The sequence below is a fragment of the Deinococcus roseus genome, from assembly GCF_014646895.1.
GTDB classification, from domain to species: domain Bacteria; phylum Deinococcota; class Deinococci; order Deinococcales; family Deinococcaceae; genus Deinococcus_C; species Deinococcus_C roseus.
This window is the reverse complement of the sequence record NZ_BMOD01000023.1, coordinates 1-22,566: the sequence shown is the minus strand read 5'-3', so window position 1 is coordinate 22,566 and position 22,566 is coordinate 1. Positions and strand designations below refer to the sequence as shown.

The 22,566-nt window shown below is 53.9% G+C and carries 11 protein-coding genes; 7 read left to right on the top strand and 4 right to left on the bottom strand.

The genetic code is table 11. From position 1 onward, the window contains the following. Window positions 1-236: 236 nt before the first annotated feature. From IEY52_RS20865 to IEY52_RS20845, 5 genes are all read left to right on the top strand, one after another. On the top strand, window positions 237-1,574 hold the full coding sequence (locus IEY52_RS20865; protein ID WP_189006388.1) for an ABC transporter substrate-binding protein: 1,338 nt from the start codon (window positions 237-239) through the stop codon (window positions 1,572-1,574). A gap of 11 nt (window positions 1,575-1,585) precedes the next feature. Beyond that, the gene (locus tag IEY52_RS20860) at window positions 1,586-2,476 is read left to right on the top strand and encodes a carbohydrate ABC transporter permease (protein ID WP_189006385.1); all 891 of its coding nucleotides are present in this window, start codon (window positions 1,586-1,588) and stop codon (window positions 2,474-2,476) included. Further along, window positions 2,476-3,546 carry a carbohydrate ABC transporter permease gene (locus tag IEY52_RS20855; protein WP_229684897.1) on the top strand — a complete coding sequence of 357 codons (1,071 nt, stop codon included), beginning with the start codon at window positions 2,476-2,478 and terminating at the stop codon, window positions 3,544-3,546. Before IEY52_RS20860 ends, IEY52_RS20855 begins: the two co-directional genes overlap by 1 nt. Window positions 3,547-3,552: 6 nt before the next feature. Then, window positions 3,553-5,106 carry a beta-N-acetylhexosaminidase gene (locus tag IEY52_RS20850; protein WP_189006382.1) on the top strand — a complete coding sequence of 518 codons (1,554 nt, stop codon included), beginning with the start codon at window positions 3,553-3,555 and terminating at the stop codon, window positions 5,104-5,106. A gap of 189 nt (window positions 5,107-5,295) precedes the next feature. Then, entirely contained in the window at window positions 5,296-6,303 is a 1,008-nt protein-coding gene (locus IEY52_RS20845) for an ROK family transcriptional regulator (protein ID WP_189006379.1), read from the top strand. Window positions 6,304-6,335: 32 nt separating this feature from the next. Here IEY52_RS20845 and IEY52_RS20840 read toward each other — a convergent pair whose 3' ends face one another. After that, window positions 6,336-6,956, bottom strand: a complete 621-nt coding sequence (locus IEY52_RS20840) for a hypothetical protein (RefSeq protein ID WP_189006376.1) — start codon at window positions 6,954-6,956, stop codon at window positions 6,336-6,338. A 112-nt stretch (window positions 6,957-7,068) separates the two neighbouring features. On the opposite strand from IEY52_RS20840, the gene IEY52_RS20835 reads away from it, so the two are divergent. Continuing rightward, on the top strand, window positions 7,069-7,593 hold the full coding sequence (locus tag IEY52_RS20835; RefSeq protein ID WP_189006372.1) for a DUF1697 domain-containing protein: 525 nt from the start codon (window positions 7,069-7,071) through the stop codon (window positions 7,591-7,593). Window positions 7,594-7,620: 27 nt separating this feature from the next. Continuing rightward, window positions 7,621-8,562 carry a hypothetical protein gene (locus IEY52_RS20830; RefSeq protein ID WP_189006369.1) on the top strand — a complete coding sequence of 314 codons (942 nt, stop codon included), beginning with the start codon at window positions 7,621-7,623 and terminating at the stop codon, window positions 8,560-8,562. A 53-nt stretch (window positions 8,563-8,615) separates the two neighbouring features. Here IEY52_RS20830 and IEY52_RS20825 read toward each other — a convergent pair whose 3' ends face one another. The 3 genes from IEY52_RS20825 to IEY52_RS20815 form a co-directional block, all read right to left on the bottom strand. After that, a complete protein-coding gene (locus tag IEY52_RS20825; RefSeq protein WP_194510052.1) occupies window positions 8,616-10,892 on the bottom strand; it encodes a sialidase family protein in 2,277 nt (758 codons plus the stop codon). A gap of 453 nt (window positions 10,893-11,345) precedes the next feature. Further along, the gene (locus IEY52_RS20820) at window positions 11,346-11,726 is read right to left on the bottom strand and encodes a hypothetical protein (RefSeq protein WP_189006363.1); all 381 of its coding nucleotides are present in this window, start codon (window positions 11,724-11,726) and stop codon (window positions 11,346-11,348) included. A gap of 9 nt (window positions 11,727-11,735) precedes the next feature. Continuing rightward, window positions 11,736-22,394 (bottom strand): DUF8616 domain-containing protein, encoded by a 10,659-nt coding sequence (locus IEY52_RS20815; protein WP_189006360.1) that lies wholly within the window; start codon window positions 22,392-22,394, stop codon window positions 11,736-11,738. Between the last annotated feature and the right edge of the window lie 172 nt (window positions 22,395-22,566).

Below are 22,566 nucleotides of genomic sequence, written 5' to 3'. Positions count from 1 at the left end.
AGTAGACAGTTCACAGTTTTCAGTTCACAGTCATCAGTTCACAGCAAGCAGAAAGACCCCTTCCATCAGCAAAACCAGAGCATTTGAATTTCTGCCTTCTGCCTTCTGCCTTCTGCCTTTGGCCCTCAGCAATCCCTTCCCGGCCTTTCAAACCCAAAGCGGCCCCCCTTCCCTTCTTCCTGCCGCAAAACCCACTGTCCAAAAACCCAGAAACAATTTGTCGCAGGAGGAAAAACATGAAAACCCTGAATGCTGGTCTGCTGCTCACCCTGGCCCTCTTTTCCAGTGCCTCTGCCCAGAAGAAAGTGCAGATCCACTGGTACATCGGGCTGGGCACTGGATCAGATGCCCAGCAGCAACCCGCCACCAGGAAGGTGGTGGAGCGTTTCAACAAGAGTCAGAACAGGATTGAACTGGTTCCCGAGTACGTGAATTACAACAACGCACGGGACCAGCTTGCCACCCGCATTGCCGCAGGCAACGTGCCCGATCTGGTGGGTCCGGTGGGGATTCTGGGGGCCGCCAGTTTTCAGGAGCAGTGGCTGGATTTGCAACCCCTGATCAAGAAATACAAAGTGGACCTCTCGCACGTGAACAAGAAGGTGGTGGACTTCTACAAATCGCAGGATCCCAATGGCATTCCTTACGCCATCTATCCGTCTTTCCTGTTCATCAACAAGGATTTGTTTGACGAGGCTGGTCTGCCCTATCCTCCCCAGAAATACGGCGAGAAGTACCAGAGCAAAGCCTGGGATTTTGCTGCCCTGCGCAACATCGCCATGCAACTGACCGTGGATAAGGAGGGCATGGACGCCTCCATGTCAGACTTTGACAGCAAAAACATTGTTCAGTACGGGTATTTCCCCCAGTACACCATCGAGCCGCAATCACTGGGTTCGATGTTCGGGGCAGGGATTTTTGCGAAGGGCAAAACCGCCCAGATTCCGCCCCAGTGGATTCCGGCCTGGCAGTGGTTCTACGACGGCATGTGGAAAGACCACTTCATTCCCACCGATGCCGTGCAGAAAAGCGACGCTTTTGGCAAGGACAACGTGTTCAACTCTGGAAAGCTGGCCATCGGGTACTCGCACCTGTGGTACACCTGCTGTCTGGACACCGCGAAAGATGGCGGCAAGGTCAAGAACTGGGATCTGGCCGTGGTTCCTGCCTACAACGGCAAATACACCGCCAAATTAAACGCCGACACCTTCCGCATCATGAAAGGGTCCAGACACAAAGAGGAGGCCTTTCAGGTGATGCTGTACCTGCGGGAACAGCCTGAACTGCTGGAAACCTATGGGGCTTTCCCGGCAGACACCCGCCTGCAACCCAAATTCCTGAAGATCCTGCAGGACAAGTACACCCCCCTGAAGATCAACTGGCAGGTGGCCATGGACTCGCTCAATTACGTGGACATCCCCTCCCATGAAGCAGGACTGCCCAACCACAACAAGGCCCTGGACGCCGTGAATGCCTTCACGCTCAAACTGATGACCAAGTCAGGCCTCAACATCAAGCAGGAAGCCGAAACCCTGCGCAAGCAACTGCAGGGCATCTTCAACGAGAAGAAGTGAGGTGAACATCCATGCTGAAAAACCATGACCGCTTCTGGGGCCTGCTTTTTCTGTCCCCCTGGATTCTGGGGTTTCTGCTGTTCACCGCTGGCCCGATGGTGACCTCCCTGTGGTTTTCGCTCACAGACTACAACCTGGCGAAACCCGAGCAGGTGCAGTTCATTGGCCTGGCCAACTGGGGCCACATGCTCACGGATCCGCTGGTGGGCCAGTCTTTGCTGGTGACCCTGAAGTTTCTGCTGTGGTCGGTGCCCATCGGTCTGGTGTTTCCGCTGGGTCTGGCGGTGCTGCTGCACTCCGAGCACCTGATGGGCAAAGCCCTGTTCAGAACGCTGTTTTACGCTCCCCAGATGATCCCTGGGGTAGCAGCTGCCCTGATTTACACTGCGATGTTCAACCCGCAGGGTCCCATCAATGCTTTTCTGAATGGCATCGGGATCGGAACGCTGGACTGGTTCTCGGACAGCAGGCTGGTGATGCCTGCTTTGACCATTGTGGGCCTTGCAGGGGTTGGGAACACCATGATCCTGATGCTTTCTGGCCTGCAATCTGTGCCCAGAGAACTCTATGAATCTGCCACAATTGACGGGGCCAACGGCTGGATTTCCTTCTGGCGCATCTCTGTGCCCATGATTTCCCCGGTGATTTTCTACAACCTGGTGCTCTCGGTGATCGGGTCTTTCCAGTACTTCACCACCGCCTACCTGCTTTATGAGGGCCAGGGTGGACCTGAAAACTCGGCGCTGTTCTACATGCTGAATTTGTACAAAGAGGGCTTCGTGTTCTTCAACATGGGGTACGCCTCAACGTTGGCCTGGGGGATGTTCGTGCTGTGCATGGTGGTGACCGCCGTGCTGTTCGGGACCTCTAAACGCTGGGTGTATTACGCCGGAGGCGAGTGATGTTGAAATCTGCTGCAACCCCCAGACAAACTTCCGGTTCTCTGCTGACCCGCCAGATGCGCAAACTGATGGCCGCTGGCACCCTGACCCTGTTCGCCACAATCCTGCTGATGGTGTACCTGATGCCCCTGCTGTACAGCTTTTCGGCATCTTTAAAAGGCCCGGTCAGCAACCTGGATTCGATGTTCGTTCCGACCTCCGCCCAGAGCGTGACCGTGCAAGGAGAAACTTATGAGCTGTACGAGGTGCCCATTGCTGGAAAAACCCGCACCCTGGCCCTTGCAGAAAAAAGACGGGCCTTCAGCACCTTCATTGACCCGGCGCATCCTGAAACAAAAATCCGCTGGCAGGGCAACTGGCGCAAACTGACCCGTGCCACCTCCTTTGACCCCCAGTGGCAGAATTACCCTGCAGCATGGCAGGCCATCCACTTCGGGAAGCTGTTTCTGAATTCCTTCCTGATCGCGTTCATCGGGATGATCGCAACGGTGGCTTCCTCCACGGTGGTGGCTTACGGGTTCTCGCGGTTTGACATTCCTGGCAAACCCATTTTGTTTCTGGTGCTGATGGGCACCATCATCCTGCCCGGAGAGGTGACCCTGATTCCGCTCTACACGGTGTATTACAAGCTCGGGTGGGTGGGAACGTGGCTGCCACTGCTGGCCCCTCTGTTCTTCGCCAATGCCTACAATGTGTTCCTGCTCAGACAGTTCTTCATGAGCATCCCCCGCGATGTGGACGAGGCCGCCATGATGGACGGAGCCAGCCCTTTCAGGATTCTGGTGTCCATCATCGTGCCGCAATCCTGGCCAGCCCTCACCGCCACAGCGCTCTTTCACTTCTTCTACGCCTGGAATGATTTTTTTGCACCGTTTCTGTACCTCACCGGCAAACCTGACCTTGCAACGCTTCCCATCGGTCTGGCAAGCTTCAGTACAGTGCACGGACCCAACCAGTCGCAACTCACCCAGGCAGCCTCGATCATGGCCACCGTGCTGCCCCTGGTGGTTTTCTTCCTGGCCCAGCGTGTGTTCATGCGGGGCGTGGTGGTCACCTCACTGGAGAAATGATTTCACATGACCTTTTTGCCCCTTCCCCAGCGCATCACCTTCAATGACCTGTCTTTCACGCTGGATTCCAGCACCGCCATTCAGGCCGACCCCTTCTCCCTTCAGGCCGCCACTTTTCTGGCCGAAACCCTGCGAGGCAGCACCGGGTTTCCCCTCCCGATCACCGAACACACCCAGAGCAAGGTGATCCTGTTTGAGCAGGCCGATTCAGAGCAGTTCGCACCAGAAAGCTTTGAACTGATCGTGCTGGAAAACCAGATGGTCCTGAAAGCCGCCGACCATCGGGGATTGCTGTACGCTGTCGTCAGCCTGCTGCAACTCTTCCCCCCAGAAGTTTTTGCCAGCGAAGTGCAGGAGGCCGTGTGGGAAATTCCAGCCCTGCATGCGGAAGACTGGCCCCGTTTTAAGTGGAGGGGATTCATGCTGGATGTGTCCCGGCACTTCATGCCTGTGGGCTTCATCAAAAAAGTGCTGGATCTGCTCTTGCTGCACAAATTCAACACCTTCCACTGGCACCTCACCGATGACCAGGGCTGGCGCATCGAAATCCAGAAATACCCCAGGCTCACCGAAGTTGGGGCATGGCGCAAAAACACCCTGATTGGGCACGGACACGACAGCCCAAAAGTGTTTGACGATGTGCCACACGGAGGCTTCTACACCCAGGCTGAAATCAGAGAGGTGGTGGAATATGCAACCAAACGCGGCATCACCATCATCCCCGAAATTGATTTGCCCGGACACATGCAGGCCGCCATTGCCGCCTACCCCGAACTGGGCAACACCGGGCAGCAACTGGAGGTGTGCAACTTCTGGGGCATCATCGAACACGTGCTGAACCCCAGTGAAGCCACCCTGACTTTTCTGGAAGACGTGCTGACCGAAGTGATCGGGCTTTTCCCCTCCGAATACATCTGCATTGGGGGCGATGAATGCGAAAAAACCGAATGGAAAAACAGCCCTGCAGCCCAGAAACGCATGCAGGACCTCGGTCTGAACAGCGAGGAAGAACTGCAAAGCCACATCATCGGGCACATGGACACCTTTTTGCATGAAAAAGGCCGCAAACTGCTGGGCTGGGATGAAATTCTGGAAGGCGGCCTGGCCCCCCACGCCACCGTGCTCTCCTGGCGCGGTGAAGAAGGCGGCATCCAGGCAGCCCGACTGGGACACGATGTGATCATGGTTCCGCAAACTTATTTGTACCTCGACCATTACCAGAGCGAAAACAAATCTGCAGAACCCCTCGCCATCGGGGGCTGCAATACCCTGGAAAAAATCTACCGTTACAACCCCATTGGCTGGACCCAGACCGAAACAGAAACCAGCTTTGTGCTGGGCACCCAGGCCAACCTGTGGACCGAATACGTCAAAACCCCAGAACACGCCCAGTACATGATGTTTCCCAGGTTGTGTGCTCTTTCAGAAATGGCCTGGACCGATCCAGCGTTGCACAACTTCGATGATTTCATGGTCAGGCTCAAAGACCACCTGAAACGCCTGGATGTGCTGGGGGTGAAGTACAGGCCGCTGGATGTTGGGGTGGAAGTGGGGGATTGAAGAAGCCAAGGGCACAGGGCCGAGAGCCGAGAGCCGAGAGCCGAGAGCCGAGCATAATATGCGGAAATGAAAGCTGGCTGTCAAGCTGTAAAAAAGCTCGAGCAAAAGCTTTCTGGACAGCCCTCGGCCCTGTGCTCTCGGCCCTCGGCGTTCCTTTCCTGAGATACAATCAATCCCGAAAGAGGTGACATGGGACGTCCTGCTGCACTGAGAGCCATCAACCGGGCCCAGATCCTGAAACGGATTCTGCGTGAAGGTGCGCTGTCCCGCAGCGAGCTTGCGGAACGCACCGAGATTTCCAGCGTGACCGTGACTTACATCGTGAACGACCTGCTGGAGGAGGGCATCCTCAGCGAGATGGGCCGCACCGAGGGGAGCAGTGGGAGGCCCGCCCAGAAGGTGGACCTCAACCCCAGAGGGGGCAGCATTGTGGGCATGGATTTGCAGCGAAACCGCGTGCTGTATGGGGTCACCAATGCCAGACGGGATGCGGTAGTGCATCAGGTTCAGGAGGTCTCCTCTGCCTCAGAGGTCACGGGTGCGATGCTTGAAGTGCTGGAGAATCTGGTGACTGCGCCTCCAGAAAGTGGCCCTGTGCGGCATTTGTGTCTGGCGGTGCCTGCTCCGGTCAATGCTGCAGGGGAAATGGGGTCTCCCAACAGCCTGCCAGAACTGGATTTGCCTGCCATTGCTGCCTTCTGTGCAAAACACAGCATGGACCTGCGTGTGGACAACGACGCAAATCTGGGGGCCAGGGCCGAACACCATCTGGGGGCTGTCAAAGACGAGCAGCATTTTGCTTTCCTGCTGGAACGGCCCACCGGAATTGGTCTGGGGTTGTATCTGGATGGTCAGCCTTACCGGGGACAGCGTGGACTGGCCGGAGAACTGGCCCTGGTGCGCTGGCCCAGCAACAAAAAAGCCATCCCCATCGAGGAATTGACTGGGAATGCCCAGGAAACCGCACTGGCTTACATGGTGGCAGGTCTGGCACTGACGCTGGACCTCAGTGCTGTGGTGGTGCACCAGGATCTGGCCCCCGAACCCGGCAAACTGATGGAGAAACTGCAGGGTCTGGTCACGCCAGATTTGCGCATCGTGCACAGCAGCCTGGGGCAGAATTCGGTGGTGCAGGGGGCTCTGGTGCAGGGGGCAGAGTTGTTTCAGGAACGACTTCTGGCGTTGCCTGAGTTCTGATGCCTTATTGAACTTTCCTCTTCACTCACTCTCTAGAGGCCATTCAGATCTGCCCATGGCCACCAGTACACTTTGCTGGACACACTTGTGACTTTGCGCATCTGAATGCTCTTCCTACTGGAAATGGCTTCCATGATGTTCCATCCAGGCTGTAAAACCATGTTGGTGTCAAGTGAAGTTCCTTCAACAGTGCACTTGAATTTGAAGGAAGTTGTCACGGGAACATAGATTGGTCCAACGACCATCATGCTCTTGGTGTCCTTTTCCACATACCGCTGGCTTTTCAGATCCAGCATGGTGATGGCCTGTCCCTGTTTGTTGTAAACCCAGAAAGAAGGCATACCTGAGCGTGGATTCCTGGGCTTGATTTCTCCCTTGCAGGGCGCATTGCTGTTTTGGTCAGGCAATAAATATTTCTCAGGAAAAGGACCTTTGATGGTGACTTTGAATTCCCCTCTGGCATTGATGGGAGCAGATGCAAGGGGGTCTGGAAGCAATGAAGGAACATACTGCGCTGGAACAGGCATGACTTTCAACACACCTGTTTTGCCTACAGGCCACAGAGCAATCTGGCCCTGAAAGGTGATGGATTGCGCAACAGCAGATCCTGCCAGCATGAAACAAAACACGATGCTTTTTCGAATGGTGAACATAAACCTCCCGAATGGTGAAGCGTGCAACTGGATTTGAATCAACAAACATTTGATCCATGAGCCCCACATACCATTTCATTGTAATCCACACGCTTTCCATTAAACTGCCCTCATGACCTGGATTGTGTTGCTCAGAGGAATCAATGTGGGCGGAAACCGCAAAGTCCCCATGAAAGACCTGAAAGCTGCCCTGGAAGCTACAGGTATCACAGGCGTGAAAACCTACATCCAGAGCGGCAATGTCGTCTTGCAAAGTGACCTGCAGAGGCCAGATCTTCTGGATTCCATCCAGCAATTGCTGGTGATCAGGTTCGGGTTTGTGGTCACGGTGGTTTTGCGAACAGCCCAGGAGTGGCAACAGGTGATTGCCCAGAATCCGTTCCCAGACCAGACCGACCATCTGCATGTGGCTTTTCTGGGAGGTGTCCCAGAAGAAAGAAATCTGGCCACCCTGAAAGAATTGGAGGTGGGTTCAGACCGCTGGGAGCTTCAAGGAGAGAACATCTATTTGCAATACCCAGAGGGCACAGCCAATGCAAAACTAACCCATGTGCTGCTAGAGAAAAAGCTGAAGGTTTCTGCCACGGTCAGGAACTGGCGCACGGTGCTGGCAGTAGGTCAGATGCTGGATGCCTGAAAAACCCTGTGGGTTTAAACTCTGAAAATGAATGATCCTGTGCTGCAGCGCATTGAACGCGAACTGAAGGTGTCTTTGCTGTCAGAAAAGCTGTCTTTGCCTGACCTGACCACTTTGCTGCTGGAAGTCTACCGCCAGAAAGCTGCCCGGCGCACTCCTGCACAGGTGCTTCAGGAACACCAGCAAAGCCGGTTTGTGCGTCCTGCCAGGGTTCATCCTCTGGAGATGCTGAAATGGGAAATGGCTGTCATGTCTGCTCTGCCAGAACAGATTGAAGCCCTGGTGCTCTCTCCGGTGGCTCCTCTGGGAAGCTGTTCGGTGGTGGCAGGGGTGGACCAGAACTGGTCTGTGGCTGCAGTCCGGGGGCTGGAAGTGGTTTCGGACGCCACCAATGTGCTGGCCCTGGAAGCCAGTTCCAGACGCAAGACCCTTTTAAAGCAGAACCCCAAATCCAGAGAAAGGGTGCATCTGGCCTGCAGCCACCGCATGCTCAGGCCGCAGTTTTACCAGAACTCCAACCAGATCCCGCATTTCAATCTGTTCTGCATGGTCAGTGCAGGAGCAGATCAGGGGAATTCAGATTTTGAATTTGAGAGTCTGGTGCTGCATCTGAACACGTTGCTGACTGCTTTGCAGAATTTCTGGACCCAGGCCATCCCTCTGAAACTCACGGTCAGTGACTTCCCTGGGAAAAACCGAAACCAACAAATTGAGGACAGGGTTTTTCAGGCCTTGCAACAACAATTTCCTGATCTGGACTGTCAGCATGACCCTGAGCGCACCCACGGACAGAATTACTACTCAGGGCTGTGTTTTCATCTTTATGCTCTGCCCACAGACCAGGAAATCCTCTGTCTGGCCGATGGGGGCGAGGTGAACTGGAGTCAGAAGTTCCTCAGCAACCGCAAGGAACGCATGTTGATCAGCGGTCTGGGAGGAGATCGGGTGGTGGGGTTGCAGGCAGACTAACCAGCAAAGCAAAGAGAGGGCTTTGATGCCCTCCCTCTCGTCTGGAATGCAGCTTACTTGATGTCTCCGTACACGATTCCATAACCGTTGGTCCCGATGTACACCCGTCCGTACACCCTGGGGTCTCCGGTGATGGCAGAGTTGGTGGATCCGTACTGGTGCTGATTGTCGTTGATGCGAACCCAGGTCTGGCCTGCATCGTCTGAGCGGTAGAAACCCTGTTTGCCTTCCACTTTTCCGGTGATGTAAATGGCCACGTATTTCTTGCCAGGAGCAGCTTTCCCAAAACCCACCACATTGGCAGTGTCCACCAGATCCAGTTTCTGGAACTTTATGCCTCCATCTGTGGAGTGGTAGAGGCCACTTTTGCCTGCAGCGAGCCACAAATCACCCTCGGTGCCAGGAACGCTCTGAATCCAGGCGGATTCTACAACGGCGGGCAGGCCAGCAGCACGTCTGGCAACAAAATTCTTGCCTCCATCCAGACTGACGTACAGGGCATTGCCAGAGAAAGCATAGAAGATGCTGTCATTCACGCGGTCAGACACAATTTTTGCAGGGCCTTCAGGCAGGCCAGCAGAGGGGGTCCATTTTGCGCCCTGATCTGCAGAGAAAGACACTTTTGCTCCCTGAGGAGACCAGAGGATGGTGGTGCCTTTTGCAGAAATGTAGACACTGCCTCCACCACTGGTGCCTGCTGGACTGGTGCCGTTGGTCCAGGTGTCTCCCCCATCGGTGCTGAGGGCGAAGCTGTGGGTGGCGTCTCCGTTGCCCACCCGCACCAGGATTTCGGGTTTCAGTTCAGCGTAATCCAGACTGGTCTGGCTGCCTCCATTGGGCTGAGCGGCCATTTTTGCAGGCACTTTGGTGAGGTCCGTGTGCTTGAAACCCGCAATGTCTCCCAGAGCACTGTGCAAATTTGCGCCAACCGGAGGGCTGATCAGGTCCAGAACGGCGGTTTCCTCAATGCCCTGGGCCATCACCTTCAGATCGATTTTGTTGTCGCTGTCCCATTCGGTCAGGTTGCTGGTCCCAAACACCGTGGCTCCGGTGCCATACAGCATGCGGTTGGAATCGAAGGGGTCAATTTCGAGGTCATCCACCATCCAGCCCACTTTGACCAGGGGTTCAGGGTCTCTGGGGGTGGTGTTGCCGAAGTTCAGCCAGGGGGCACCACTGCTGTCCAGGGTGTAGCGTTTTTTCAGGCTGGGCCATGCGTCCCAGTCCCAGATGCGGGTCCAGCTTTTGCCTGCATCTGTGGAGCGGAACAGCACCGTGTCCGGCCACCAGGAGTTGAGGGCGGCCACCATCAGGGTATCTGGGTTCTGGGCATCCACGGCCAGCCCACCATACCCAAAGTAATCATCTCCACTGCTGGACGGAACCGGGCTGATGTTGCTCCATTCTTTTTTGATGGTGTCGTACTTCCAGACGTCCCCTTTCTGACCATCGTAGGGGCCTGCACCATCGCTGTAGGTGATGTACAGGTTGCCTTTGCCGTCCAGCACCCCATGGTGCGGCAAAAATCCGGTGGGCTGTCCGGGGACTTCGGTCCAGGTGGTGCCTCCATCCAGGCTCTGATACAGCGGGTGGGCCTTGTCTGCCACGCCCACATAAAGGGTCTGGGTGGCGTTTCCTGCTGTGCCCGTGGATTTGTCGAAGGTGATCCAGACCACGCCCACTTTGTCTCCTGCGTAGGCATCGCCTGGGGTTTGCACGTAATCTCCGGGGTTGGTGAAGGCGGTGACTTTGCTCCAGTTGACTCCGTAATCGGTGCTTCTCCACAGGCCATTGCCGCTTCTGGTGCCCAGATACAGGATGCTGTTCTTGTTGGGATCAATGGAGAGGCGTTCTCCCATGCCACGTCCGGGCATGTTGCCTCCAGATTTGAAAGGCAAATCGGTTCTGGCCCAGGTGTTGCCTCTGTCCGTGGACCGCAGAATAGCGCCATTGTTGGGGTCCCAGTCGTTGGTGTAGGTGCCTGCCAGCAGGTAAACGCGGTTGGGGTCCACGGGATCGGTGGCAAGGCTGTCCACACCTGATAAACCCCAGTCGTCTGCCCCCACCCAGTTCAGGAGCTGAATCCAGCGGCCTGTGGTCTTGTCCCAGCGGTATGCGCCTCCGATGTCTGTGCGGGCGTAAATCAGGTCTTTTTCCTTCTGGTTGAAAATGATGCCCGGGACGTAGCCTCCACCCACAACCTCAACGTTTTTCCAGCTGTAAGCCTGGGTGGTGACCCTGGGGATGGGCAGGGTGGCGCAACTGACGGTACCCACCAGCAGGCCAAGGGCAAGAACAGAAGGTTTGAAAGTTCTGGACATTTTGAGCATAAAAGCCTCCTTAAAAAGCAACAGAAAGGGCATCTGCATCGGACTTTTTGGGTCTGGTTCGGGAACAGGTTTCAGCAATCAACACGACAACCCTTCACCCGCTGGGTGATGGTGGGTGTTATTGGATTGAAAAGGATATGGCTGGAAAGATCAGGTCAATGGGCCTCCAGAATCGGTTGTATTTGCGGCACAAGTGTCTACCCTGCTGTTGTTCTGGTGCATGGGAGAAGACGCAGGTCAGGGCATCGGGTTGAGGGATGCCTGCCTGAGGGTGAGGGGTGTTGATGGTTTCATCTTAATATCGAATCGATTCGAATGTCAAGGGTTTGGAGGATAGATCACAAATTTAATATTGCAATGGGAAAACTTCAAGTGAAATAGTTTTGATCTTTCAAAATCCAGAAAGGTGAAGCAGCAGGGCCATCGATATCGATGGCCCTGCTGCTTCACCTTTTAAGAAAATGGTAAGTTATCTAAATCAATATCATCAGAATCTTCTATCATCTTAAAATCCACTTCAAGAATATGCTTTAAAAAATTATCAGGAATCCTCACCTTATGAAATTCAACATAATGACTCAAAACATGAGGCCATACAAATACACCATCAGTCATCATTACTCCATTATATCCTAAATCCTTCTTACACATACTACAAATAAACCTCTGTTCAGTAGTTGCTTCTATGTATATAATTCCTTTTTTTAAGTATTCACTTACTCTATATACCAGCTCCAAATCCCAATCAGGATCAATGTAATCAGTGAGTCTAAGACCAGGGACATCTTTCTTGAACAAGCCAAACCATTTTTCCTTCCAGGTATGAAAGTACATGTACCCTCCTTACTTTGGATATTTAAACAAAACCATGCTTCCAGGATCCATGGGATTTTTCATCATGTAATCATCCCAATACAGAGCCCCTGCCACACTAAAGTCTCCTTTCTTGCCAATCCAACCCAATTTGTCAGGAGCCCACACATCCATTTTCAATTCATTAGCAAGATTTCTTGCAAAGCCATTGGGCAATGATCCAGTGTTACAAGCCATGAGCCTGATACAGGAAAACTGAGAAAGATCATAATTATCACGAAGATAATTTGCGAGTTCTTTTGGAGTCAATCTTATTGTTTCCGGGAAATCAAGCTTAATACGATTAGGGCTTCCATGAACTCCAACATCTAGAGCTCCGGGAACACGTGGGACTTTATCAAAATTAACTCTTAAATTCTCATCTGGATGAAACAAGTTGAGCGAATTGGTGTTATCTCGCTGAGTGCTATTAGCTGCTCTTGAAATCCATTGCTGAATACGCTGTTGAGCACCAGGTCCAAACCTCTGGGCAACAGCCATGGTATAAGGGACCAAGAGCATTACTCCTTCTCTGATAGCTACGATCATCCATACACCTTCAACCAGAGCAACTCCACCAAGGAATACATTGATTCCAATCTCTGGATCAATATTATCCATAAATTCTTCTGCAGTAATGGCTTCCATATAAGGATAACTGTTTGCAATATTTACTCTCGCTTCAACCCAACCATTTTTACCACCTCCAGCATGCACATACCAGTACAATGCATCAGCAGTAGCTTGCAACATTACAGAATCAATCTTTAGCATTGTTCCAGGTTTGGTTAATAATTTAGAAATAGTGAAGCCGTGATTATTAATAAAATCATCAATATTATTAATTGTTTTCGAGAAATTCTCCATAGATTTTTCATCGGGTTTAATACTTCCATCACCAAGATACATAAATGCAGCATATGCAATACTCGATAATAGGTGAAATTTCTCAGCAGAGGTAGAATTATTATATTCGGCACTCTTTAATACATTATCAAGGTGCTTCATCTCTTTAGGATAATTATCTCCATAAACATGGTCAATCTTTACCTTGATGATTTCCAGAAGTATGGTATTCAAGTAAGTAAAATTGTTGGCTTTGAGCTCCGTTTCAAGCCTTTCTTTGCTGAAGTCCATGTTCAAGCTGTTGGCTGCCGAAACCAGCCAGTTCAAATAATTTTGGTCGGGTTGAGTGATCACCTGAATCAGCTCAAACGTGGTCACCCCTTTCTTGACATCCTCCACCTGAGATTTGTGGGGTTGCTGCAGACCTGGGGTCTTTTGAACAGCCGGAGCCTCTGGTTCAAATTGCCAGCTGGGAACCACGTTAGAAGGTCCATCGCTGGGCTGGGTGCCCATGTCAGGCACCATGGGGCCAGCAGCATTCAGCACACCAGGATCGATTTGCTGAATGGGGGTCACCATCTGGCCATCCAGCACGTAAATGCCAGAACTGGATGCTCCAATCACCTCAGGGATGACTTCTGCTTCCTCACCCTCCAGAGCCGGGCCTTTGATGGTGGTGTCATGCACCAGCACAACAGCCTGATTCTGAGCACTGGTGGCAGGTGCAGGCGCAGAACCCACCTGTTTTTCTTCTGCCTTGCCTGAAGGTCCAGGTTTCCCTGAAGCAACGGGCTGGGTGCCCATGCCCTGAGAGAAGGTGGTGATTTCAGGGCTGGAAACCGTCTGCTCTTTGCTGATGCTCTGTTTGACAGGAGCTTCTTTTTTGTCTGCAGCTTTTTTGTCTGCAGGCTGGGACTTTTCGCTTTCGCCGGGCTTCACTTCCAGAGGGGAATCCACAGGTGCAATGGGTTCCACAGATTTGACATCCAGGGTGCTGACCCCATTGAGAATGGCTTCTGGCAGCACTTCAGCCTGTTCCTGGGGTTCCGATTCCTCTTCTGCACTGAAGGGGGTTGCCTGCACACCGGTCCAGTCCACCTGGTCATTGATGCCGTCTGCCAGCGTGAAGGTGTTGTCTTTGATTTGCTGGTAACGGGCATCCGTCACTTTTTCATAGGTGTTGTTGGGCTTCAGCTCACCGTAACCAGCCCTCAGGGTGAACCACAGCAAGGTGATGGCATTCACGTAGTTGTACTTGAAGCCAAAATCCCCTTCGCGGTGACGGATCATCTGCACCTGGTTGCCAGAGAAGTAAGTGGAGCTGAAGTTCCGTTTGACGTAACTTTCGGTAAAAGTGGGATCTGTGGGCACCTTGCGCTGAAACAGGCCACCCGTGCTGGAAAGAATCTGGTTGCCTTTGGAGTCGTAGATGAAGTTGTTCCACACATCCTGCAGGTCCTTGCGCAGGAAGAAAGAACTGATGCGGCCATCTGCGTCGTAACGCTTCTTGTAGTTGTTGAATTCGTAAGCCTGATCCTGGGTGCTGTTGAACTTGATGCGGTTGCCCCTGGAGTCCAGCACGAAGGACTTGCCAATGGCCTTGGTGGTGGTGGTTTTGGTGATCCAGTTGTTGACGGTTTCGTCTTTGACTTCTGTTCCGCTTTCACCCTTCAGATAACCTTCGGTGGTGTTGTAATCGCTGGTGAGGGTTCGGGTGGTCACCTTGCCACTGGAACCCGATGTTGGGCTTCCATTGGGTTGCAGGTCTCCACCTGCTGTATTGATGGGACCTGTTTCGATGGTGGTCTGGTATTTGGTTCCGTTGTTGGCCGTCACCACATTCCAGCTGGAGCTTTCTGTCACCTTCTCGGTGCGTGTTGTGGGATTCAAGTAGTTGTCATAGCCCAGCACAGTGTCAATCTGGGTGGAATAAGACTGTGTGTTGGTAACAAGAAGCGGCTGTGCCATCACTTTGTATGCAGCACCATAGGAGTACATGGTGCCTGAGCCCGTGGGGGAACCGTCGGTATTCTGTGACCAGCTGATGTGGCTGTAGCAAGACGAGCAGTAATTGTCTGTGTAGCTGCTCACAGATCCGGTGGTGTAGGTGGAGCAATTTGAACCAGAGAAAGTCCCTGTACAGCTGACAGAAGCCTCACTTCTCGTCTGGTAGCAACCACTTGCTCCGCTTGCACATGCTTCTGTGGATTTGGATGTAGAACTGGAAATGGAGATCTGGGCGCCATTCACAGTCACCAGACTGCCGGTGGGCAAACCTTCGCTGTTGTAGCGGTTGGTGACCACCTTGGTTTCATCTTTGGAAGGGTTTTTCTCTGCAGCGTTGCAACCCACCTGAACAGTTTTGGTTTGATAGACCAGTCCACCCAGTGTGGTGGAAGTGGTTTCGGTGTAAGAGCAGGTGTTGCCTGGCTGCACCTTGGTGGTGGTTCCGCCTTCTGGAGCATAGGCAGTGGTAATGGTCACAGGTCCAGCAAAGCGGTTTGTGGGCCTGTAATCCTGATTGTCAGGATCGGTGGGGAAATAATTGGCTCCGTTGGAGTCTTTGGCTTCCGTCACCCGACCCAGGTTGTCATAAACCGTGTATTCCTTGGTGCCCACAGCAGTGGGGTAGGTGGGAACGGTTTGATTCGCAGCCAGCGTGCCGCGTTTGACGGTCACTTTCCAGTCCTGTCCGCTCTGGTAGTAGTCGTACACGCTGTTTTGTGCCACAGCGTCTGCTTCCAGACCACTGTCGGTGTCGCTGTCTTTGGCCACTTTGGGGCTTCTGTCCAGCACGGTGGTGGCCAGAATCAGACCGCGTTCGTTGTACTTCGTTTCGATGCTGCCCACACTGGCAGCCAGCAATGCGGCGGCAGGCTTGTACTGGTCCTTGTCTGCTGCATTGGGATCCTGGCGCAGGGGAGCCTTGATGATCACCTGGGCGTTGCGGGTGGCCAGGGTTTCCTGACCGTTGTCGTTGTAGGTGTAACCGAACACATTGAACTTCTTGCGGGTGTCCAGCGAGGTGTTGACCTCCAGGTCGGTCAGGTAGTCAAAGCTTTCCAGCAGCAGGCCGCGCTTGTCGTACTTCCAGTAGGTGTTGTACTTGCTGCGGGCATTGCTCTTGTCTGCAGAGATCAGGGTGTTCAGGGTGGTGTCAAAGTCGTAACTGCTGTAAATTTCAGAGTCACCGTCAAAGACACGTTTGACCCTGGCTCCTGCACCGTTGTAGGTGAAGCTGGCAGTGAATTCCTTCCTGGGGTAAGGAGTCCCGGCAGAATCCCAGCCATTTGAGCACTCTTGCACCACCTGACCCAGGGCATCAAGCTGCCAGACATGCTGGTTGCCACTGCTGCCACTGGCGGCATTGAAGCCAGCGCACAGCACAGGGTTGTTGAAGCCCGGGGTCACGCTGGCGGCATAGCTGTAACTGGTTTCCAGCACCTTCTCGCCGTCCAGACGGTAGCGGTACTGTTTGTAGGCAAATCCAGAGGTCATGCTGGATTTGTGCCCACGGCTTTCACGCACCACTTTGCCGAGGGTGTTGTACTCGTAGTCGGTGGTGATGCCACGTTCGGTTTTCTGGGTGATGTTGCCCGCAAGGTCGTATTTGTAGCTGGAGATCAATGCTGCGGTCAGTCCAGCATCAATGTCCACTTTGACGGTGGAGGTGACGGGAGTGGGCTTGCCGCTGGCATCCAGTTTGACGCTGCCGTCGGTGTTGTACAGCACACGGGCCCGCTCTTCCTTGCGGATCAGGTTTCCGAAAGCATCGTAGCTGAAGTAGGTCTCAAATCCCTCTGGGGATTTGGCATAGGTCACATTGCCGTTTTCATCGTATTTCTGCTGGGCTGTACGGGTGTCCGGCAGGGTGGTGAGGGTGGCTTTGCCCTGGAAGTTGTACTGGTAGGTGGTGGCCACCCCGCCTGTCACAGCAGAACCACTGCTGGCATCAGGAAGGCTGTTCATGTTGGCCTTGACCACTTTGCTGGGGTTCAGGCCGTATCCGCTGTATTCGTAGGCTTCGGTGGTGACAAATTTGTCGTCCCGCGCCTGGATCTGCTGAATGTCGGTGACATCCCAGTTGCTGATGAGATAGTTCAGAACCCCAATCTTGGGAGCCTTGACGCTTTTCAGCAGCCCATCTGCAGTGTAAGTGCGCACGTCAATGACATTTCCAGCGAAATCGCTTTGCAGCACAGGATTCCCGAGTTTGTCAAAACGGGTGTAGGCCAGTTTGCCGTTGGGGTCACGTTTGATGGTGACACGGCCAGCGGCATCAAACGCGGCCATGGTGGTGACGGTGTCTCCGGTGGTTTTGCCTTGCAGGTCTGCAGGGTCGGTGCTCAGCCACAAATCACGGCTGGTTTTGTACACGTTCCCCATGCGGTCAGAGGTGGTGATGGTGTGGTAACCCAGGGGGTCAATCACATCTTTGACCAGATCCAGCCCCTGGTACAGGTAGGTGGTGGTGGCTTTCTTCTCGGCGCCCAGTCCGGCCACCACAGCATTCAGGCCGCTGTTGCCCAGGTTCTCGCCTTCCAGCACCTGGGTCTGTTCGGTTTTGCGGTTCAGGTTGTCGTACTTGAAGGTGGTGAGGGTTCTGCGGCTGCTGTCCAGTGGGGTGCCTGTGGTTTTCAGTTTGGAACCCAGGCTCCACAGCACATTGCCCCACACGTCGTACAGGGTGAAGGTGGTGCTGTCTGCAGCAGTGGCGTGGTAAGGAGAGTTGCTCTGGCTGGTTTGCAGCACCCGACCTTCCAGGTCGTTCAGGTAATAGGTGGTGTTGCTGCGTTTGTCGCCGGTCAGTTCTTCCAGTTTGTCGCTGGTGACCTGACCCAGGGTGTTGCGCAACCAGGTGTGTTTGATTTCGGCCACGCCTCCAGCACCCAGCGTCACTTCGCTGGCTGTACCGAAAGCATCGTACTGGCGTTCAAATCCGCTGCCATCGGGTCGGGTTTCTTTGATCACCCGGTCCAGGTTGTCGTAAACACGGGTGATGAATTCGGTGCTGCCCCACCAGTTGCGGCGCTCTTTGATGACGCGCCCATAATCCACCTTGTCCAGGGTGTACAGGGTGGTTTCACGGGCCACAAACTGGCTGCTGGTGGCAAGATAATCGTCAGGGGCAGCCACACCACGGGAAACCGCATCCAGTGCACCTTTGAGGGTGTAGTGGTAAACCGTCTGGTTGGAGGGCTGTCCAGACCATGTACTGATGATCTGACCGTTGCTGTCGAAGTTGTTGTAGCTTTCGCTGGTGTAATCGCTGGCCCCTGCAATCAGGGATCCGGTCCAGACCTGCTGGCCAAATCCGTTGTACAGGCTGCGTTTCTCCAGGTTGCTGGCGGTAATGGAACCTGCAGCAGTCACGCCGTTGACCACGCCACTCCAGGTCAGTTCACTGCCCACATTCCCAAACTCGTCGTAAATCAGGGTTTTGGTGATGCTGTCGCTGCCTGAAGTCACAATGATTTTCTGAGGACGGTCAAACAGTTGGCTGACACTGCGGGTCTGGCTCAGGGTGCTGCCATTGCGGTAGGTCAGGCTGCCTGATGCACTGCTGGGATACTGGTAGGTGGTGGTTTTGGTGGTGCTGCCCGCAGTCAGGGTCTCAGAGTCCAGCAGGCCCTGAGCGTTAAATGCCGTGGTGAGGGTGCTGCGCACACTTGCAGTTGTCGCCGTGCTCAGGGTGGCATCTTTCAGATCATAAAGTTGCAGAACAACGCTGCTGACATCCGTGAATTTTTGCTTCAGGGTGGTTTCTTTGGGGGTCCTCAGGGTGTAGGAGAGGTCCGTCACCTGGTCGTTGTACACGCCCTGCTCGGCGGTGGGGGTCAGTCCATTGACGGTGCCCACTGCACTGGAGGTGTGGTGAATGGTGCGTTGCAACTGGTTGTCGTTGTTGTATTTGTATTCTTCTTTGTTGACCCAGCCTGCTCGCTCGGCATCGTCAAAGAACTGGATGGAGCCCTGATCGGTGCCCAGGGTGCTCTGGGAGGTGATGTTGAAAGTGACATTGGTCTGAACGATCTGAGAATAGGGCTGAGGACTGGTATCGTTGTTCCCCGCCTGACAGATGATTTTTTCGAATGGATCTGTGATCAGGGCACAATTGTTTTTGATGCGCAAAGAACCAGAATTGTAATCGGCGTAAGAAGTGTTTCTGTCTCGCAGCACATATTGCCATTTGCCAGAAGCCATCACTTCGTTGTTGTCGATGTACTCCACACCATAGTGGGTGCCGGGGGTATCCATGGGGGCATCACAGGCTGTGTAAGCGTACTCGCTGCCCAGGTGGTAGTACATGGTGCGGGTGTCCTCAATGCCCGTTCCTGAGCCCATGGAAATGCTGTATTGCCCTGTGTCGCCTCCGTTGGCGTACTGGTTGATGGTCGGAATTCTGGAGCAACCGTTCTTGCTGATCGGCTGAGAATTGCCATCGTATTGCCTGGAGGTCCAGTTGAGGGTGGGCATCCACCACACCCCATTTTTGGGTGGGGGCAGGTTCACAATTTTGGAGCGGAACTGGTAAAAGTAAGTTTCGTACTCAACCCAGCCGTGGAAAATGCAGTTGCCAAAGAACCAGCTGCAGTTGCGGTCAATCCGGCTGGCCCGGACCGTTCCCGGGTTGGACATCAATTCGATGTTGAAATACTTGACCTGCACGGGCAGGGTGTAGGTCACATCCGGGTTGTCGATGGAAATGGCTGTGACATCGTAAATGGGGCTGGTGCCTGCACGCTCTTTGGTCCAGGCAGGTGCAGTGAACACCCCACTGGAATCCACAGTCCCACCATCCTGGGTGGCATTGGTGACCCACACCACATCCTTGTTGGTGCCCGCAGGCAGCGTACTGGAGAAGGCCGCCTGAAAATTGAATTTGGGTGCCGTCAGGTAACCGTTGGCCGCCGCAGGCAGAGCAAATTGAATGGCTGCTGCTGACAGGGTGGATGGGGTATCACTACCAGTCACCGAAGAGGTGATGGACATGACCCTGGGGCTCACCGAGTAATTCATCGACACGCTGGCACTGGGATCGGCCACACTGGTGGCCTTGACGCCCACCTCATATCCTGAAGTGCCCCAGGGCAAGTACAGGTTGACCCCATCCAGGTACTCCACTTTGATGTTGCGCACCTGCCAGGCATGGTTGCCAGTGGTGTTTTCCAGAAGACCAAAAGGGCTGCTGTTGGAGGTGCTGGACACCACCGCCTCGAACTTCTGCCAGGAGCTGCTCAGGGTGGCTTTCTGGTATTCGGCCCAGGTGCTTTTCAGACCCACGCCGTAATACACATCCAGGCTGGTGGCAGGGTTGGGATCTGCAGGGTCCAGCTGGGCTTCAAACGAAATGCGGTATTTGCCAGAAGGTGCAGCCTGGTTGTAGTACAGACCAGAAACAGCAGGGCTGGTGGCCAGACCAGAGTCGTAAGAAGCTACATTGATGGTTCCGCCCTGACGGGTGTAAGGGTCCACCCCGGTGTTGCTCAGGAAGGTTTTGGGGCTGGTGGTGCTGGAGGTTTTTCCCAGCTCCAGGTAAGGGTACCAGGCAAAAGCATCGGTGTGGCCCACATCGCTGATGGTCACCTGGTTGCCCAGGTCAAAGATGGGGGTGAGGGTGATGTCTTTGAGGTCCAGTTTCAGGTTGGTCAGGAAAGCCAGCTCTCCATTCCAGGCTTTCTTGTGAAAAACAAATTCCTGAGGCAGCCAGTTGCCATATGAAGTGTTGGGGAAGGCAACATTTTTGGTGTGGCTGTCCACCTTGACGGTCAGGTTGCCTGCCGGGTCGGTGCTGGATCCCAGAGGACGCAGTTTGAAGCTGAGTTTGTACATCCCCGGAGACAGGTAGGAGTTGAGGCGTTTCAACTGTTCATTGCTGTTCAGTCGGATGTATGGGAGGCCATCGGTGTCCGACAGGTAACGCTCTTGCAAAGCGGATGTGGAGCTGAGCCAGGAATCTGCTGTGGAGGAACCTGAAGCAGGGGTGTACATCCGCCAGTAATTGCCCCCCAGAAAGATTTCCTTGCTGGGCATGGTCAGCAAGGGTTTGGAGAGGGAAAGGTCGTACTTGAGACCCTGATTGCTGGTGTCATTGGAAACGGTGCCCTTGAAAATCGCGTAAGCACCGGTGTTAAATGACCCTGCGTTGGAGGTCAGGTCCACCTGGATGGGTTTGGCATTCAGGTCGAAACTGGTGGAGTCCTTGTGCAGGGTCTTGCGGATCAGGTTGCCCCGGGAGTCGTAAGCATAATGGGTGACTTTTCCAGCAGGATCCACTTCAATGGCCAGCAGGCCAGAAGCGTAATACTCGTAGCGCCATTCCCGGTTGGTGTTGACCTGGGGGGTCAGCTGGGTCAGGTTGCTGTTGGTCTGGTTGTCCTGAATGCGCCGCCTGCGGATGCGGCTGTCTTTGTCATAATGGAATTCACTGACGCTGCTGCCCTGGGTGACCGTGACCAGCATTCCGCCTGCCACCACACTCTTGCCATTTTCATATTTGTAGCTGGTGTCTTCTTCGCCGGTCTGGGTGACCCCCGTGACCGCCAGCGAATTGCCATTGAAAGAAGAGTAGGTGTAAGAGGTCACGCTGTCGATGGCTGCATTGACCGGAACTGCACCTGCAGCGCTGGTGGTTTTCAGCAGGTTGTGGGTGATGCTGCTGATCACCGCCTGGTTGCCCACCACCACACCACTGGAATTTTTGATGTCCTGTTTGGCATAGGCAAAGGTGAATTTGCGGCTGAAATCCAGGGCAAATGCTGCACCTTTTCCGCTCCAGGTTTTGTAGGTGATGGAGGAAATGACATTTCCAGCGCCGTAGGCATCGGTGTAAAGGAAGTCCACCTGTTTGCTGGTGGTGGTTCCGTTGTATTTGTACTCTACAGTTTTGAGGGTTTTGTCGGTGTTCCAGGAATAAACGGTTTTGCGGCCCCACTCGTCCTTGATTTCTTTGATCAGGTCTTTGTTGGTGGTGTCGTAGAGGATCTCTGTTTTGGGAGAGCCCGCAAGCTGGTCGCCTTCAGGATCTTCCGGGCTGGCTGTGGCAGACCGGTATTGCTGGTTCAGGGTCTGCAGGTAATCAAAGTAGGGTCCATCTTTGTGGAAGGTGCTGCGGTTGCCCGAGTGGTCATAGTAATGCGCATAGGTGCCCTGACCGCTGCTGGGACGCACAAACACAATCCACTCATCGGTGGTTTGCAGGGCCACTTCAGGTGCCAGCCGATAGAAAGCCACCTGAGAACCCGGATAATTTTCGTAGCGTTCTTTGATCCAGCTTGGAGCATCTGCAGGCACTTCACTTTTGTTGACCCGCACAAATCTGGATTTGCTGGCATCGCCATTTTCCAGGAACAGTTCATAACTCTGCCCCGAAAGGTTGGAAAAAAAACTGGAGGTGAGGTCATACGCCTGGTCAAAAGCCGTGTTCTGGCTGTTCACCAGTTTCAGGCGGCTCTTGGTGGTCCAGTTGCCGATCATTTTGCTGCTGGGATCGGTTTTGGCATCCTGCTCGGTGGTGGTGGTGTTGCGGGTGACTTCCCCGGTGTCAATGAACAGGTTGCCGTTGGCAAGGTTGACGGCATCTCCCACTTCACCAAACCCAGGTGCATTGAAAGACATCACCTGCAAGGGGATGCGCGAAGAACCTGCTCCTGGTCGGGAGATCAGGTCCGGGGAAGCCAGGGCCTGCCCAAACGGCAAAAACTGGCTGGCAAGATAGAAAGTGGCCAGTCCCAGGGATATTTTCCTGCGAAACTGTCCGTAACTGCCCATGTCTTCTGGTCGATTACCTGCGGATCGATTCATACATTGAACCTCTCGATACAAAATTTGAACAATGGTATCACAGGCATGAGAAGATTTTTAGAATTCGTCCAATCTAGAGTGCCCTTTTTCTTAACTGAGATTTTGCACCTATCCAGCCCTTGGAAAAGGATGCAGTTCTGAGTCGGTGAAAAGCTGATCCTGCAGCATCAAG

Bases quoted from the DNA above. Each gene is read 5' to 3' on its own strand.
- IEY52_RS20860 (WP_189006385.1), top strand. From the start codon at position 1,586: ATGCTGAAAAACCATGACCGCTTCTGGGGCCTGCTTTTTCTGTCCCCC.
- IEY52_RS20865 (WP_189006388.1), top strand. From the start codon at position 237: ATGAAAACCCTGAATGCTGGTCTGCTGCTCACCCTGGCCCTCTTTTCC.
- IEY52_RS20820 (WP_189006363.1), bottom strand. From the start codon at position 11,726: ATGTACTTTCATACCTGGAAGGAAAAATGGTTTGGCTTGTTCAAGAAA.
- IEY52_RS20850 (WP_189006382.1), top strand. From the start codon at position 3,553: ATGACCTTTTTGCCCCTTCCCCAGCGCATCACCTTCAATGACCTGTCT.
- IEY52_RS20855 (WP_229684897.1), top strand. From the start codon at position 2,476: ATGTTGAAATCTGCTGCAACCCCCAGACAAACTTCCGGTTCTCTGCTG.
- IEY52_RS20845 (WP_189006379.1), top strand. From the start codon at position 5,296: ATGGGACGTCCTGCTGCACTGAGAGCCATCAACCGGGCCCAGATCCTG.
- IEY52_RS20835 (WP_189006372.1), top strand. From the start codon at position 7,069: ATGACCTGGATTGTGTTGCTCAGAGGAATCAATGTGGGCGGAAACCGC.
- IEY52_RS20840 (WP_189006376.1), bottom strand. From the start codon at position 6,956: ATGTTCACCATTCGAAAAAGCATCGTGTTTTGTTTCATGCTGGCAGGA.
- IEY52_RS20830 (WP_189006369.1), top strand. From the start codon at position 7,621: ATGAATGATCCTGTGCTGCAGCGCATTGAACGCGAACTGAAGGTGTCT.
- IEY52_RS20825 (WP_194510052.1), bottom strand. From the start codon at position 10,892: ATGCTCAAAATGTCCAGAACTTTCAAACCTTCTGTTCTTGCCCTTGGC.
- IEY52_RS20815 (WP_189006360.1), bottom strand. From the start codon at position 22,394: ATGAATCGATCCGCAGGTAATCGACCAGAAGACATGGGCAGTTACGGA.